Origin of the sequence: Micromonospora sp. NBC_00362 (assembly GCF_026342155.1) — a bacterium.
Classification (GTDB): Bacteria; Actinomycetota; Actinomycetes; order Mycobacteriales; family Micromonosporaceae; genus Micromonospora; species Micromonospora hortensis.
Genome location: NZ_JAPENH010000001.1, coordinates 6,785,067 through 6,798,254, shown reverse-complemented (window position 1 = coordinate 6,798,254; position 13,188 = coordinate 6,785,067). Strand labels below are relative to the sequence as shown.

Genomic DNA, 13,188 nt, shown 5'->3' with positions numbered 1-13,188 from the left:
CCCACCTTACTGTGGCCCTCCGGGCCGGGTGGCGGGCCGGCCCAGACCGGCACGCGCGGTCAGTCGATCTTGTCGCGCAGCTTGTCGACCTGGGTCTGCAGGCGGTCCACGGCGTTCTCGTTGTTGACGAACGTGGTGATGCCCGCGGCCAGACCGAGCCCGATCAGCACCGCCAGGATGCTGAGCACCAGGCCACCGATCGACACGCCACGACCGGTGACCCCGGGTCGGCGCGCCATCTTGAGGCCGACGATGCCGAGGATGATCCCGATGATGCCGAGCACCAACCCCAGCCAGGCGAGGATCGCCGTCAACACACTGAACAGACCGGCCACCCCGAACACCAGGGCGAAGGTCGCCGCGGCGCTCGTCTTCGCGCGGGCGTCCCCCCGATGGCCACGGGACCCGGCCGTTACGCCGGCGCCCCGCGCCGGCTCGCTTGCGGCAGTCATGAGATTCCCTTCCGTACGCGCGGCGCGCGCACTTCCGGCGAGGCGCATTCCCACGGCGACCGCCGTTACGCCTCCCACCAGCAGGAGTGTCGGTGGTCGGCCCTAGGCTGGCCGCCCGGTCACGAAAAGGAGCGCAGGATGCCTGTCGACCTCAGCGCTGCCGACGCGCTGGCGCTGCGGATGGCCAGCCTGCTGCTGCGCCCGCACCCGAGCACCCAACCCGGCACCGTCGCCGAGGTGGTCGAGTGGTTCGGCGCGATGCAGGCACAGGACCTGGCCAGCGGGCTGTGGTCGTTGGGCGCCCGGTTACCCGGTCGCAGCGTGGCCGACGTGCAGGCGGCGTTGGAGCGGCGTGAAGCGCTGCGCACCTGGCCGATGCGGGGCACAGTGCACCTCGTCCCGCCCGCCGACGCGCGCTGGATGCTGGAGTTGACCGGCGTACGATCCCTGGCCGGCGTGGCGACCCGGCGGGCGCAGCTCGGGCTCACCGAGGCCGACGCGGACCGGGCGGTGGACGTCCTCGGCGCCGCGTTGGCCGGCGGCGGTCGGCTCACCCGCGCGCAGTGCCTGACCACCCTGCGGGCGGCCGGCCTGGGCACCGACGGGCAGCGTGGCTACCACCTGCTGTGGTATGCGAGCGTTCGCGGCGTGACCTGCGTGGCGCCGAACGTCGGCACCGAGCAGACCTTCGCCCTGCTCGACGAGTGGGCGCCCACGTCCCACCGGCTGGAGCGGGACGAGGCGCTGGCAGTGCTCGCCCACCGCTACGTTCGCGGGCACGGCCCGGTCACCGACCGCGAATTCGCCGGGTGGAGCGGCCTCACCCTGACCGACGCCCGGCGCGGCCTGGCCGCCGCCGACGACGCCCTGAGCACGGTACGCGTCGAGGGCATTCCGATGTACGTCGACGCGACGGTGGCCGACGCGCCACGCACCGCGCCGGACGACGTGCTGGCGCTGCCCGGCTTCGACGAGTACCTGCTCGGCTTCCGGGACCGCACGTTGATGCTCGACCCCGCCCACCAGGCGGCCGTCGTGCCGGGCAACAACGGCATCTTCCAGGCCACAGTGGTCCGCTCCGGGCGCGTGGTGGGCGTGTGGAAACGCAAGGTCGGCCGCACCGCTGTCACAGTGACGATCCAGCCGCTCACGACCCTCGACGTCGCCACGCGGGCCCGGGTGGAGCAGGCGCTCGGGTGCTACGCCGACTTCCTCGGGCTGCCGGCCCGCTTCGACTGGCTGACCTGACCCGGCGGTGTCACTGCTGCGGCGGCGCCGGGTCGGCCGGTCGTGGGCGGGCGGCGCTGAGCAGGTCGACGATCCGGGCCACCCGGGGGTCAGCGCGGATCTGCGCCACGCTGGCCGGCAGCGGCAGACGCCAGTTCGGATACTCGTCGACGGTGCCCGGCATGTTGGGTTGGCGCACCTCCCCCAGCACGTCGTAGAGGGAGACGCCGAGCAGCCGGGTCGGGCTGGCCGCGAGCGCGGCGTGCATCGCCACCACCACCTCACCGTCGTCGGGTGTCTTCGCCGGTTCGGCAGGCTCAGACCCCGGCGTCGGCTCGGGCAGCAGGTTCTCGGCAGCCAACATCGTGAGCAGCCGGTCCCGGTCGGCGGCGGCGCGGGCCCGCTCCACCGCCACGTCGGTGCCGAGCAGCTTCAACTCGTCACGCACCCGCACGTGCTCACCGGTCAGGAAGCCCGGCGCGGTGGGCAGGTCGTGGGTGGAGATGGTGGCCAGGGCGTTTCGCGGCCACCGGGCCGGCGGGACGAAGTCACCGGCCTCGTCGCGTGCGAACCACAGCACTGTCGAGCCGAGCATGTTGCGCCCCCGCAACCCTCGGGTCACCGCGGGTTGGACAGTGCCGAGATCCTCACCGACGACCACCGCGCCGGCCCGGTGCGCCTCCAACGCGAGGATGCCGAGCATCGCCTCGGCGTCGTAGCGCACGTAGGTGCCCTCGGCCGCACCGCCGCCCGGAGGCACCCACCACAGTCGCCACAGGCCGGCGACGTGGTCGACCCGCAGGCCACCGGCGTGCCGCAGGACGCGGCGCAGCATGTCCCGGTACGCGGCGTACCCGGTGGCGGCGAGCCGGTCCGGGCGCCACGCGGCGAGCCCCCAGTCCTGACCGAGCTGGTTGAAGTCGTCCGGTGGCGCGCCCACCCGCACGCCCTGGGCCAGCACGTCGGCGAGCTGCCACCCGTCCGCGCCGCCCGGGTCGATGCCGACGGCCAGGTCGTGCACGACGCCGACCGGCATCCCCGCCGAGCGGGCCGCCGCCGTGACGGCGTCGAGTTGCTCGTCGCAGAGATGTTGCAGCCAGGCGTGGAAGGCGACCCGGTCGGCGAGACGCCGACGCTGCTCGGCGACCGCCGGCGCGTCGGGGTGGTGCAGCTCCGCCGGCCAGGCGCGCCAGTCGTTGCCGTGCCGCTCGGCGAGCGCGCACCAGGTGGCGAAGCTGGTCAGCGCCGGGTCCGCGGCAAGATCCACCGGCTGGGCGTACGGGTGCAGCAACTCCAGGGCGCGCCGCTTCGCCGCCCACACCTCGTCGTAGTCGATCAGGGGCCCCCGGTCGGGACGCAACGCGTCGACCACCGCCCGGGTGGCCGCGTCGGCCTCCCGGTACGCGGCGGTGTCGCTGACCCGCAGGTACAGCGGATTGACGAAGCGTCGACTGGCCGGCGAATACGGTGAGGTGGCCACCGGGTGCGCCGGCCCGACCGCGTGCAGTGGGTTGAGCAGCACCAGCCCCGCCCCGGTGGCACCGGCCCACCCGGTGAACTCGGCGAGGTCACCGATGTCGCCCATGCCCCAGGATCGCTCCGAGGTGAGCGCGTAGAGCTGGAGCATCCACCCCCAGCTCGACGGCGGCACCGGCAGCCGGCGCGGCACCACCACCAGTGTCACCTCGCGGTCGGCGCAGGCCAGCCGATGCCAACCCAGCGGCAGGTCGGCCGGCAGCTCACCGTCGACCGCGCGGCGGCCACCGTCCTCCAGGGTCACCACCCCCGGGCCGGGCAGCGCCCGGCCGCGACCGTGGGTGAGCACGACCGTCTCCGGCAGGGCGCTCCGGTCGACCGCACGGGCCGCGGCGAGTGCGTCGGCGATCGCCGACGGGCTGGTGGCGTCCACGCCGAGCAGCCCCAGCACACCCACCACGGTCTCCGGTGCGACGGCGACGCGGCGGTGCCGCCAATCCTCGTACCAGGTGGAAACACCGTGCGCGTTTGCCAGCGCGGCCAATCGTCGATTCATCCCGCCCCCGCTCCACGACGAAACCTGCGACCACCCTGCCACGCCAGCCCCCACGCCGCAGGACACGGCGCCCCGCGCGCCCTCGCCGCGCCGATCTTGCACTTTCTGTCCCGACAGAAGGGGCAATCCATCTCATGCCGACAACCGAAAGTGCAAGATCGGCGCGAAAATGGGGCGTCAGTCGGCGAGCGCGCCGGCGGCCCGACCCTCGTGCAGGGTCAGGTTGCGGCCGTTGGCCGGGTCGAACAGGTGGATCTTCTCCAGGTTGAACCAGACTCGGCGCGTCTGCCCCTCGGCTACCGGGGACTCGGCGGACAACCGGGTCACCAGGTTGCCGCCGGCGCCGGCGAAGTCGGCGGCACCCGCGTCGGCGGCCAACTCCTCCAACTCGGCGGCGCTGGCCTTCTCCCCCTCGACGGTGAAGTAGACGTACTTGTCCGAGCCCATCGACTCGACGATGTCCACCGGCGCCTCGAACTCCATGCCCCGCCGACGGGTGTCGTCGTCGACCAGTTCGGCGTCCTCGAAGTGCTCGGGTCGGATGCCGAGGATCAGCTCGCGGGGCGCGTCGGCCGCCTCCAACTCCCGACGGACCCGGTCACCGATCGGCACCGTGCCCAGGGCGGTGTGCAGCTCGCCGTCCTGCACTGCGGCGTGCAGGAAGTTCATCGACGGAGAGCCGATGAAGCCGGCCACGAAGAGGTTCTTCGGGTGGTCGTACAGCTCCTGTGGCGGCCCGACCTGCTGCACCGCACCCCCGCGCATGATCACCACACGGTCGCCGAGGGTCATCGCCTCGGTCTGGTCGTGGGTGACGTAGACGGTGGTGGTGCCGAGCTGCTTCTGCAGGCGGGACACCACTGTGCGCATCTGCACCCGCAGCTTGGCGTCGAGGTTGGACAGCGGCTCGTCCATCAGGAACGCCTTCGGCTGGCGGACGATCGCCCGGCCCATCGCCACCCGCTGACGCTGGCCACCGGAGAGGTTGGCCGGCTTGCGGTCCAGCAGCGAGGTCAGCTCCAGCACCTTCGCCGCCTCGTCGACCTTGCGGTCGATGGTCTCCTTGTCGAGCTTCGCCAGCCGCAGCGGGAACGCCATGTTCTCCCGCACTGTCATGTTCGGGTACAGCGCGTACGACTGGAACACCATGGCGATGTCCCGGTCCCGGGGGGCCTTGTCGTTGACCCGCTGCCCGGCGATGCGTAGCTCACCGGAGCTGATGTCCTCCAGCCCGGCGATCATGTTGAGGGTGGTGGACTTTCCGCAGCCCGAGGGCCCGACCAGGATCACGAACTCGCCGTCGGCGATCTCCAGGTCGACGTCCTGCACGGCGACGGTCCCGTCCGGGAAGCTCTTGCTCACCTTGTCCAGCACGATGTCAGCCATGACTACCCACCTATCCCTTGACCGCGCCGGAGGTCAGACCGGACACGATGCGACGCTGGAAGAAGAGAACGAACAGGATGATCGGAACGGTGATCACCACGGCGGCGGCGCAGATCGCCCCGGTGGGGTCCTCGAACTGCGACGCGCCGGTGAAGAACGACAACGCGGCCGGCACCGTGCGGGACCGCTCGGTCGAGGTCAGCGAGATGGCGAACAGGAAGTCGTTCCAGCAGAAGATGAAGACCAGGATCGCGGTGGTGAACAGCCCGGGCGCGGCCAGTGGCGCGATCACCCGCCGGAACGCCTGGGCCTGGGTGGCGCCGTCCATCTTCGCTGCCTTCTCCAGATCCCACGGGATCTGCTTGAAGAACGCCGACAGCGTGTAGATCGCCAGCGGCAGCGCGAAGGTGATGTACGGCAGGATCAGCCCCAGCCAGGTGTCGAAGATCTTGAGCTGACGCTCGATCTCGAACAGCGGCGACACCAGTGACACCTGCGGGAACATCGCGATCAGCAGGGAGACGCCGACCAGCAGCTTCTTACCGGGGAAGTCCAGCCGGCTGATCGCGTACGCGGCCATCGCGCCGAGCACCACAGCGATCAGCGTGGCGATCAGCGCGACGCCGATCGAGTTGACCAGCGCCCGGACGAACTGGTCGGTGTCGAAGATGGTCCGGTAGTTGTCCAGCGTCCATTCGCGGGGGATGAAGTTCCCGTCGGTGAGGGTGGCCGGCGTCTTGAACGACAGCGACGCGATCCACAGCACCGGGACCAGCGCGAAGACGACCACGAGGACGTCGAGCAGACCCCAGCGCAGCTTTGCCCTGGTAGTGGTTTCGACAGCCATGTCAGCGCCTCTCTCCGTCGTCGCTGCCCGGAGCAGCGGTGCCGAACAGCTTCACGAAGACGAAGGCGATGATCGCCACGGTGATGAAGATCAGCACCGACATCGTCGAACCGATGCCGAGGTTGAGGCCCCGGATCAGGTTGTTGTAGGCGAGCATCGACACCGACGACGTCTCGTTGCCTCCGGCGGTGAGCACGAAAATGTTGTCGAAGACCCGGAACGCGTCCAGGGTGCGGAACAGCAACGCGACAAGGATCGCCGGCTTCATCACCGGCAGCATCACCTTGGTGAACTTCTGCCAGGCGGTCGCGCCGTCGGTGGAGGCCGCCTTGAGCAGGTCCTCGGGGACCAGCGCCAGGCCGGCCATCAGCAGGAGCGCCATGAACGGGGTGGTCTTCCAGATCTCCGCCAGCATGATGATCGCCAGGGAGCTGGCCCGTTCGGTGAGCGGCGCGCCGTCGCTGAACAGGTCGGCCAGGTAGCCGGTGCCGGGCGTCCAGGCGTACCGCCAGGAGAACGCGGCGACCACTGTGACGATCCCGTACGGGATCAGCGCCGAGGTCCGGACCAAACCGCGCCCGATGATGGTGCGGTGCATGATGATCGCCAGGCCCATGCCGAGCACCAGCTCGATGGCCACGGTGACCACCGTGATCAGCGTGGTCACCCCGAACGCGGTCCACCAGAACTCGTTGGTGAGCACAGTGACGTAGTTCTCCAGCCCGATGAACTCACGCTGGTCGGGGAAACGCAGGTCGAAGCGCTGCAACGACAGCCAGACCGAGTAGATGATCGGGTACGCGGTCACCGCGATCATGACCAGCGCGGCCGGCGCGCAGAGCAGCAGACCGAGCCGGCGTTCGGCCTTCTTGTTCTCGCTCAACGGGGGCTTGCGACGGCCTCCGCGTTGCTTCGGTACGGCGGCGGGCCGGCGGGTCTCTTCTGCGGCGACGTCGGCGCCGGTCGGCGTGGCGTTGATGCTCACGGCAGGACCCCCTTGGATTGGAGGGCGTCGGCGATGGCGTCGCGCAGCTCGTCGGCGGTCTGCTGCGGGCGGATGCCGGACGGCGGCGACAGGATCGCCGACATCACTGTGGAGATGCTCTGGTAGGCGGGGGTCAGCGGACGCGTCGCCGGTTCCTTCAGCTCCTCCAGGATGGTGTCCTTCATCGGGTACGCCTCGGTCATCTCCGGGTCGTCGAAGACCGCCTCGATGGTCGGCGGCACACCGTCGTTGATGGCGGAGAACTTCTGGTGCTCGGCGCTGCGGATGCACCGGGCCGCTTCGAAGGACTGCTCCGGGTGCTTGGAGTAGGAGCTGACCGCCAGGTTGACCCCACCGATGGTGACCTTGCTGGGGGTGCCCTCGTCGATGCCCGGAATCCGAGCCCAGCCGACCTGCTTGGCCAGCTCCGGGTTCGCCTCCTGAAGAGCCGGGTAGACGAACGGCCAGTTCACCTGGAACGCGCCCGCGCCGGACTGGAACTCCAGCCGAACCGGGTCCTCGGTGGCGTTGCTGAACGACGGCGAGGTCACGCCCGACGTGGCGAACGTCTTCAGTTGCTCCAACGCCCGGACCGTGCCCTCGTCCATCACGGCCTTCGTACCGTCGTCGTTGAGGATCTTCCCGCCGGCGCTCTCGGCCAGGGTGTTGTAGAGGACGACCAGACCCTCGTACTGCGCGCCCATGGTGAGCACCTGGTACGGCTTGCCCTGGTCCTTGAGCTGCTGGGCCGCGCTGATCATCTGGTCCCAGGTGGTCGGCGGCTGCGGCACCAGGTCCTTGCGGTACCAGAGCAACTGGACGTTGGTGTTCTTCGGCGCCGCGTACAACTTGTCCTCGTACCGGGCGGTGTCCAACGGCCCGGCGAGGGTGCCCTGCTCGACCTCGGCCTTGTCCTGACCGGTCCACTCGCGGATCCAGTCGGCGCTGGCGAACTCCTGGGTCCAGGTGACGTCCAGCCCGAGCAGATCCATCCCGCTGTCCTCGGCGGCCAGCCGGCGCACCATCTGCACCCGCTGGTCGTCGGCCTGCCGGGGCAGCACCCGGTAGGCGATCTCGTACCGTCCCTGGGCCTGCGCGTTGCAGTCGTCGACGACCTTCTGCAGGTTCTGCTCGGGCGGGTAGTACAGGTTGATCGTCGGTGGGCCACCAGCGTCGTCCGCGCCGCACGCGGCCAGCGGTGCCACGAGTGCCAGCGCGGCAGCCGCCGCGCCCAGCCGAACAACTGGCCGGCGTCGGTGTCGAGCCGTTTCGGGGTCCGTCATCGCCCTCCCCCTCTCCTCGGCGAAAGACCGGGGAGGGCATCCGTGCCCCGGCGCACGGCGAGCCGGTTCCGAGTCGGCAAGCTGCGGAAACTCCGGCCCGGATGCTCTGTAGCGGCTACTCTGCCCCACCCGTGAAGTCGCGAAACCTGGCTGTCACAGCGGAAGTCGACGCCGGTATATCGTGACGCCGAATAGCAAGGTAGTATGTGTCGCATGGTAGCGGCGGAGAGCCAGTCCATCGACGACAACGACCGGCAGACCCAACTCCTGCGGGGCGCGCTGGACATGTGCCTGCTGGCGCTGCTGGCACGCGAGCCAGCGCACGGCTACGAGCTGGTTCGGCGAATGGAGACGGCCGGCTTCGGCGCCATCAGCTACGGCACCATCTATCCCCTGCTGACTCGCATGCGCCGACTTGGCCTTGTCGCTCACGAACAGCAGGTGAGCCCAACCGGCCCACCCCGAAAGGTCTACGCGCTGACCGGGTCCGGTCGGATCCACCTGGATGCCTGGCACAACCAGTGGAACCGCTTCACCGACACCGTCGACGCCGTTCTCCGCCCGCTCGACCACACCCCCACGAGGAGTTGACCCATGGACACCATCGACCGCCTTCTGGGCGAAGCCGACCAGGCGTGGCGCGGGGACGGAGTCGGCTCGGCCGATCGGGCGGCACTCGCCGCGGACCTGCGCCTCGACCTGCGGGCAGCGGCTGCCGACGGGGGCGATCCCGCACAGTTGATCGGCGGTGACGTGGCCGGCTTCGCGCGGCGGCTCGCCGACGAGGCTGGCGTCCAACGGGTGCGTGGCGACTACGGCCGCATTCTCGGCACCGCGCTGATCGGCGCGGTGCTCGGTGTCGTGCTCGGCTACGGCCTCCTGATGGCGGCCTACCCGGTCTTCGTCCGCATGGTCGACATCCCCCGCTCGATCGACGTACCGGTCCAGCTCGCCGTCGCCGTCTACTACGGCATACCGGCCGCCGTGGTCGTCACGGGAGCGGTCATCGCGGTGCGGACCCGGCTCCGCGACCTGCCCAGGATCCGGCGGACGGCTCAGTTGATGAGCGTCCTCCTGCCGGTGGCCGGCATCGTCATCACGCCGATCACCGTCACCTTCGCCTGGACCACCGACTACAGCGCGGCACCACCGGTGGTGGTCACGGAGATCGCCATGGTCCTGGCCGCGCTCGCGGGCGCCACGGTGCTGGCGCGTCGCTTGTCACTGCGCGAGGGCCGGACCGCCGCCGACAGCCCGCACCCGGACGCCACCAGAGTCAAACCCGCCTGACGGTACGAGCAGCGCCAGGCCGGAGTATGACAGGTGTAAGCTGCGCGTATGACAGAGCCCCAGCGCCGCTTCACGATCTCCGTCCCCCCAGACGTGAGTCAGATCCTGGAGAGCCAGGGCAACCGCATGGCCAGTGCCTACGTCACCGAGTCGGTGCGTCGGCGCAAGCGGGTGGAGCAGCACAAGGAGTTGTTGCTCGCCGCCGGCATTCACATCACTGAGCAGGGTGTGGCCGAGGCTCGGGCCCGCCGCCTGGGCGTGGAGGCTGAGTGGCCTGCGGAGCGGTTCGAGGCGGAGCGCGCCAAGATCCGCGCCGCCATGGAGGCCGAGATGAACGGTGACGACACCGCGCCCCGCGCCGACGCCGCATGACCTCGGAGACAACACCACCAGTTCGGCTCATCCTGGACCGGTCGGCCCTGCTGGGATACGCCGTCCTCCGGACGGTGCACGTGGGCGAGCCCGTCCACGAGGTGATTGAGGACGGGGTGCGGTTCGGGGTGCCGGTGGTGGCAGCGACCGAAGCGTTGACCATGGCGACCGGCAAGGACCTGGCCCTGCTGCACAAGCTGCTGGCCTTGACTTCCTGCGCGCTTCTGCCCGAGCAGGCGGAGGATCTACCGGAGCTGACCTTCTGGCAGCGCAGGACCCGCCGTTTCGACCTGGCCGCAGCCGCCGTGGCGGGCCTGACCCACGACGCCGCGGTGCTGACCAGTGAGGGGCCCGGATACTCCGACGGGGTGCCACTGATCCCCTTTCCGGGATGAACGACGGCTGCCCGAGCGTCAACCCCGGGCCCTGGCCCAGGAGAGGAAGCGCTCGGTCATCCCGGTCGGCGGATGATCCGGGTGGAGTTGGGTGAGCTGGTTCGTCGCCTCGTGCATCAGAGTGCCGAGGTAGATCAGCAGCGCGGTCCGGCTGGTCCGGTACTCCGTCAGCAGGGCGAGCTTGGCCGGTTGGCAGGGCCACTCGGCGCCACAGTTGCGGCACCGCCACAGCGGGCGCATGGCGACATGCGGGACGGGCGGCCGAACCACCATCACCGCCACCACGTCGAGGGCTGCTGGCCTGTCGGGGTGAGCACATCGACCTCCTCGGGGACGGGGACGGGGCCGCTCCCGCAAGGGGGAAACGGGAGCGACCCCGGAGGGCAGGGCCCACCGCCGCCATTCCGGCCACCAGCGGACCCGCCACTGGTGACAGTCTGGTGATGAGGCGACTACCGTCGATACGTGCTCGCGCCATTTGTGCAGCTCAGCGGTCCAGGTGAGCACCCATGACGGACACGCCGAGCCAGACCGAGCGAAGGTTGGGGAATCGATGGGGACCGTCACCGACTACGTGCTGGAGGAACTGCGTCTGTTCCGGACGGGGTCCGGGCTCAGTCAGGACGACTTCGGCCGGGGCATCGGCTATTCGGGTTCGCACGTCAGCTCGGTGGAGACCGGCGGGCGACCGCCCACGAAGGAGTACATGAGGGCTGTCGACACGCACCACCAGACCGGCGGACGCTTCCTCCGCATGCTGGACGGGTTGGCCCGGCTCGACGCCGAGCCGGCCTGGCTGCGCGAGTGGATCGAGTTCGAACGGGAGGCGACCACGCTGCGCTGGTTCGAGTTGGCGTACGTGCCGGGCCTGCTCCAGACCGAGCGGTACGCCCGCGCGACGTTGGCCGGTGGCCGGTTCGACGCCGAGGACGTGGACCGGATCGTCGCCTCCCGGCTGGAGCGGCAGGCGATCCTGCACCGCCCACGCCCGCCGCAGCTCATCGCCGTGCTGGACGAGGCGGTGCTGCGCCGGCCGGTGCTCGACCAGCCGGGCCTCATGGTCGAGCAGTGCGAGCACCTGGTCCAGTTGGCGACGGCGGAGCATATCCAGGTGCACATCGTGCCGGTGGATGCTGGGATGTATCTGGGGCTGGCCGGTCAGTTCATCATCGCCGAGATGCCGGACGGTGAGCGGGTGGCTCACGCCGACAACCAGCTCACCGCGCAGTTCGTCGATGCGCCCACCGACGTCGCTAAGCTGGCGAAGACGTGGGAGATCGTGCGGAACGAGGCGCTCCCCCGCCGGCAGTCAACCGAGCTGATCAAGGAAGTGGCGAAGTCATGGGCATGCTGACCCCACAGTGGCGAAAGTCGACCCGGTCCGGCGGCAACGGCGGATCCTGCGTCGAGGTCGCCGACAACCTGCCGAGCGTCGTGCTGGTGCGCGACACCAAGGACCGCGACGGCGGCACCCTGCACGTCGACCCGACGGCCTGGAAAGCGTTCGTCGCGTACGCCAAGCAGCACTGAACACGAAGCTCGGAGAAGACCCCTCGACCTAGGGCACTCTGAGATCTTGGACAGTTTCCGTTATGACAGAACGGAAACTGTCCAAGATCTACCCGGAAAGGTCCCGCGACCGCCGGCAGTCAGTTCGATGACGAACTACCGCCCCGGCCATCGGACAGCGGCGGCCTGACCTCAGCTTGCTATCGCTGCTTCCTGCGTTTCCGGCTGGGTGCCCGGACGGGCGAGCCGGGTCGCGGCACCCGCGAGTACGGCACCGGCGATGGCCAGGGCGAGAATCTGCCAGGCCGGCCCCAACGGGTAGGAGGGGCCGGGTGTGAATGCGCTTGCACGGTGAAGACCGGACCGACGTCGCCGTGATCTCGGAATGTCCGCAACACGTTGCCGTACAGGGCTACTGCCGGCAGAGCGAGCGCGATCAGAGCGACGGCCCAGAGCCCGGCGGAGGCGCGTCGCCGTTCGGCCGACGCCTCCACGATCCGGTAGGCGAGTGCCGCTGCGAACAGCCACCCAACGACAAGTCCGATCAGGATGCCCATCACGATCAGAGGTAGGAACAGGGGCCTGCTCTGCGCCCAGCCGTCGTTGAGTTGCGCAACGGAAGGTCGGCGAAGGACCTTCTGCCCGGACACGTTCGCCCGGACCAGGCATGCTGGGACGATGATCGCGCGCTTCAAGGACCTCTGCCTGGACGCCACCGACCCGCTCGCGCTGGGTGCCTTCTGGGCCCGGATACTCGACGGCGACGTGGCCGATGCCGGTGACGACGACACCCGGGTGGACCCGCGCTCGGCGCGCTCGAACGCCGAGTCCATCTGGGTGAACAAGGTGCCCGAGCCACGGGTCGGCACGACCCGCGTACACCTGGATCTGCGGTTGGCCGGCGCGGACCCGGCGGCGTTGCTCGCGGACGGCGCCCGGCTGGTCCGCGAACCGGGCGGCGAGGCGACCTGGTGGGTGCTCGACGACCCGGAGGGCAACGAGTTCTGCGCGTTCCCGGCCCGAGAGGGCACCCGACCGGGCCCGTTCGAGCTGGTGGTGGCCTCGACCGACCCGGCGTCGCAGGCGACCTGGTGGGCCGGGGTGGTCGGCGGCACCGTCGAGCACGAGTCGAGCACCTCGTCGGTGGTCGGCGCGTCCGGGTTCCCGTGGGACTACTGGGTGTTCGTCGGGGTGTCCGAGCCCAAGGTGGTCAAGAACCGGCTGCACTGGGACGTCGACCTGGTCGACCCGGAGCCGATGGCACTGATCGCGGCGGGCGCGACGCTGCTGAGCGAGCCTCTCGACGAGGCGCACTGGTGGTGGGTGCTGGCTGACCCCGAGGGCAACGAGTTCTGCGCCTTCGCCCCACGCCCCACCGGGTGAACGACCGACTACCGAGCGCGGGCGTCG

15 protein-coding genes are annotated in these 13,188 nt (G+C 70.1%); 8 read left to right on the top strand and 7 right to left on the bottom strand.

The features are described 5' to 3' along the window. Positions 1 to 59: 59 nt before the first annotated feature. Positions 60 to 452 carry a hypothetical protein gene (locus OG992_RS31415; RefSeq protein WP_238686698.1) on the bottom strand — a complete coding sequence of 131 codons (393 nt, stop codon included), beginning with the start codon at positions 450 to 452 and terminating at the stop codon, positions 60 to 62. A 138-nt stretch (positions 453 to 590) separates the two neighbouring features. Between OG992_RS31415 and OG992_RS31410 the strand changes: the two genes are divergently transcribed. Then, positions 591 to 1,700 (top strand): winged helix DNA-binding domain-containing protein, encoded by a 1,110-nt coding sequence (locus OG992_RS31410; RefSeq protein ID WP_266305029.1) that lies wholly within the window; start codon positions 591 to 593, stop codon positions 1,698 to 1,700. Positions 1,701 to 1,710: 10 nt separating this feature from the next. Here OG992_RS31410 and malQ read toward each other — a convergent pair whose 3' ends face one another. From malQ to OG992_RS31385, 5 genes are all read right to left on the bottom strand, one after another. Continuing rightward, entirely contained in the window at positions 1,711 to 3,711 is a 2,001-nt protein-coding gene (gene malQ, locus OG992_RS31405) for a 4-alpha-glucanotransferase (RefSeq protein WP_266305028.1), read from the bottom strand. Between the two features lie 177 nt (positions 3,712 to 3,888). Continuing rightward, entirely contained in the window at positions 3,889 to 5,097 is a 1,209-nt protein-coding gene (locus OG992_RS31400) for an ABC transporter ATP-binding protein (protein ID WP_124858596.1), read from the bottom strand. A gap of 10 nt (positions 5,098 to 5,107) precedes the next feature. Beyond that, positions 5,108 to 5,944 (bottom strand): carbohydrate ABC transporter permease, encoded by an 837-nt coding sequence (locus OG992_RS31395; protein ID WP_238686695.1) that lies wholly within the window; start codon positions 5,942 to 5,944, stop codon positions 5,108 to 5,110. Position 5,945: 1 nt separating this feature from the next. Beyond that, the gene (locus OG992_RS31390) at positions 5,946 to 6,929 is read right to left on the bottom strand and encodes a sugar ABC transporter permease (protein WP_308193742.1); all 984 of its coding nucleotides are present in this window, start codon (positions 6,927 to 6,929) and stop codon (positions 5,946 to 5,948) included. Next, on the bottom strand, positions 6,926 to 8,212 hold the full coding sequence (locus tag OG992_RS31385; RefSeq protein WP_238686694.1) for an ABC transporter substrate-binding protein: 1,287 nt from the start codon (positions 8,210 to 8,212) through the stop codon (positions 6,926 to 6,928). Before OG992_RS31385 ends, OG992_RS31390 begins: the two co-directional genes overlap by 4 nt. Positions 8,213 to 8,425: 213 nt before the next feature. Here OG992_RS31385 and OG992_RS31380 point away from each other — a divergent pair, with 213 nt between their 5' ends. Genes OG992_RS31380 through OG992_RS31365 form a run of 4 tightly spaced genes read left to right on the top strand, consistent with a single transcriptional unit; the run spans position 8,426 to position 10,269 of the window. After that, on the top strand, positions 8,426 to 8,803 hold the full coding sequence (locus tag OG992_RS31380; protein ID WP_238686693.1) for a PadR family transcriptional regulator: 378 nt from the start codon (positions 8,426 to 8,428) through the stop codon (positions 8,801 to 8,803). Positions 8,804 to 8,806: 3 nt separating this feature from the next. Then, a complete protein-coding gene (locus tag OG992_RS31375) occupies positions 8,807 to 9,502 on the top strand; it encodes a hypothetical protein (RefSeq protein ID WP_266305027.1) in 696 nt (231 codons plus the stop codon). A 48-nt stretch (positions 9,503 to 9,550) separates the two neighbouring features. Then, positions 9,551 to 9,874: a hypothetical protein gene (locus tag OG992_RS31370; protein ID WP_266305026.1), complete on the top strand. Its 324-nt coding sequence runs from the start codon at positions 9,551 to 9,553 to the stop codon at positions 9,872 to 9,874. Next, complete coding sequence (locus tag OG992_RS31365) at positions 9,871 to 10,269, top strand: hypothetical protein (protein ID WP_238686690.1); 399 nt, start codon at positions 9,871 to 9,873, stop codon at positions 10,267 to 10,269. The genes OG992_RS31370 and OG992_RS31365 overlap by 4 nt, the downstream gene beginning before the upstream one ends. Positions 10,270 to 10,287: 18 nt before the next feature. Here OG992_RS31365 and OG992_RS31360 read toward each other — a convergent pair whose 3' ends face one another. Beyond that, positions 10,288 to 10,542: a flavin reductase gene (locus OG992_RS31360; RefSeq protein WP_266305025.1), complete on the bottom strand. Its 255-nt coding sequence runs from the start codon at positions 10,540 to 10,542 to the stop codon at positions 10,288 to 10,290. A gap of 280 nt (positions 10,543 to 10,822) precedes the next feature. Between OG992_RS31360 and OG992_RS31355 the strand changes: the two genes are divergently transcribed. From OG992_RS31355 to OG992_RS31345, 3 genes are all read left to right on the top strand, one after another. Next, positions 10,823 to 11,623 carry a helix-turn-helix transcriptional regulator gene (locus tag OG992_RS31355; protein WP_266305024.1) on the top strand — a complete coding sequence of 267 codons (801 nt, stop codon included), beginning with the start codon at positions 10,823 to 10,825 and terminating at the stop codon, positions 11,621 to 11,623. Beyond that, positions 11,617 to 11,799 (top strand): DUF397 domain-containing protein, encoded by a 183-nt coding sequence (locus tag OG992_RS31350; protein ID WP_112583309.1) that lies wholly within the window; start codon positions 11,617 to 11,619, stop codon positions 11,797 to 11,799. Before OG992_RS31355 ends, OG992_RS31350 begins: the two co-directional genes overlap by 7 nt. A 657-nt stretch (positions 11,800 to 12,456) precedes the next feature. Continuing rightward, a complete protein-coding gene (locus OG992_RS31345; RefSeq protein WP_238686686.1) occupies positions 12,457 to 13,161 on the top strand; it encodes a VOC family protein in 705 nt (234 codons plus the stop codon). The last annotated feature ends 27 nt before the right edge of the window (positions 13,162 to 13,188 follow it).

What these genes read in the sequence shown, in the direction of transcription:
- OG992_RS31365 (WP_238686690.1), top strand. Translation starts at nt 9,871, where the DNA reads ATGACCTCGGAGACAACACCACCAGTTCGGCTCATCCTGGACCGGTCG.
- OG992_RS31385 (WP_238686694.1), bottom strand. Translation starts at nt 8,212, where the DNA reads ATGACGGACCCCGAAACGGCTCGACACCGACGCCGGCCAGTTGTTCGG.
- OG992_RS31415 (WP_238686698.1), bottom strand. Translation starts at nt 452, where the DNA reads ATGACTGCCGCAAGCGAGCCGGCGCGGGGCGCCGGCGTAACGGCCGGG.
- OG992_RS31370 (WP_266305026.1), top strand. Translation starts at nt 9,551, where the DNA reads ATGACAGAGCCCCAGCGCCGCTTCACGATCTCCGTCCCCCCAGACGTG.
- OG992_RS31375 (WP_266305027.1), top strand. Translation starts at nt 8,807, where the DNA reads ATGGACACCATCGACCGCCTTCTGGGCGAAGCCGACCAGGCGTGGCGC.
- OG992_RS31380 (WP_238686693.1), top strand. Translation starts at nt 8,426, where the DNA reads ATGGTAGCGGCGGAGAGCCAGTCCATCGACGACAACGACCGGCAGACC.
- OG992_RS31345 (WP_238686686.1), top strand. Translation starts at nt 12,457, where the DNA reads ATGATCGCGCGCTTCAAGGACCTCTGCCTGGACGCCACCGACCCGCTC.
- OG992_RS31395 (WP_238686695.1), bottom strand. Translation starts at nt 5,944, where the DNA reads ATGGCTGTCGAAACCACTACCAGGGCAAAGCTGCGCTGGGGTCTGCTC.
- OG992_RS31355 (WP_266305024.1), top strand. Translation starts at nt 10,823, where the DNA reads ATGGGGACCGTCACCGACTACGTGCTGGAGGAACTGCGTCTGTTCCGG.
- OG992_RS31410 (WP_266305029.1), top strand. Translation starts at nt 591, where the DNA reads ATGCCTGTCGACCTCAGCGCTGCCGACGCGCTGGCGCTGCGGATGGCC.
- OG992_RS31350 (WP_112583309.1), top strand. Translation starts at nt 11,617, where the DNA reads ATGCTGACCCCACAGTGGCGAAAGTCGACCCGGTCCGGCGGCAACGGC.
- OG992_RS31360 (WP_266305025.1), bottom strand. Translation starts at nt 10,542, where the DNA reads ATGGTGGTTCGGCCGCCCGTCCCGCATGTCGCCATGCGCCCGCTGTGG.
- malQ (WP_266305028.1), bottom strand. Translation starts at nt 3,711, where the DNA reads ATGAATCGACGATTGGCCGCGCTGGCAAACGCGCACGGTGTTTCCACC.
- OG992_RS31400 (WP_124858596.1), bottom strand. Translation starts at nt 5,097, where the DNA reads ATGGCTGACATCGTGCTGGACAAGGTGAGCAAGAGCTTCCCGGACGGG.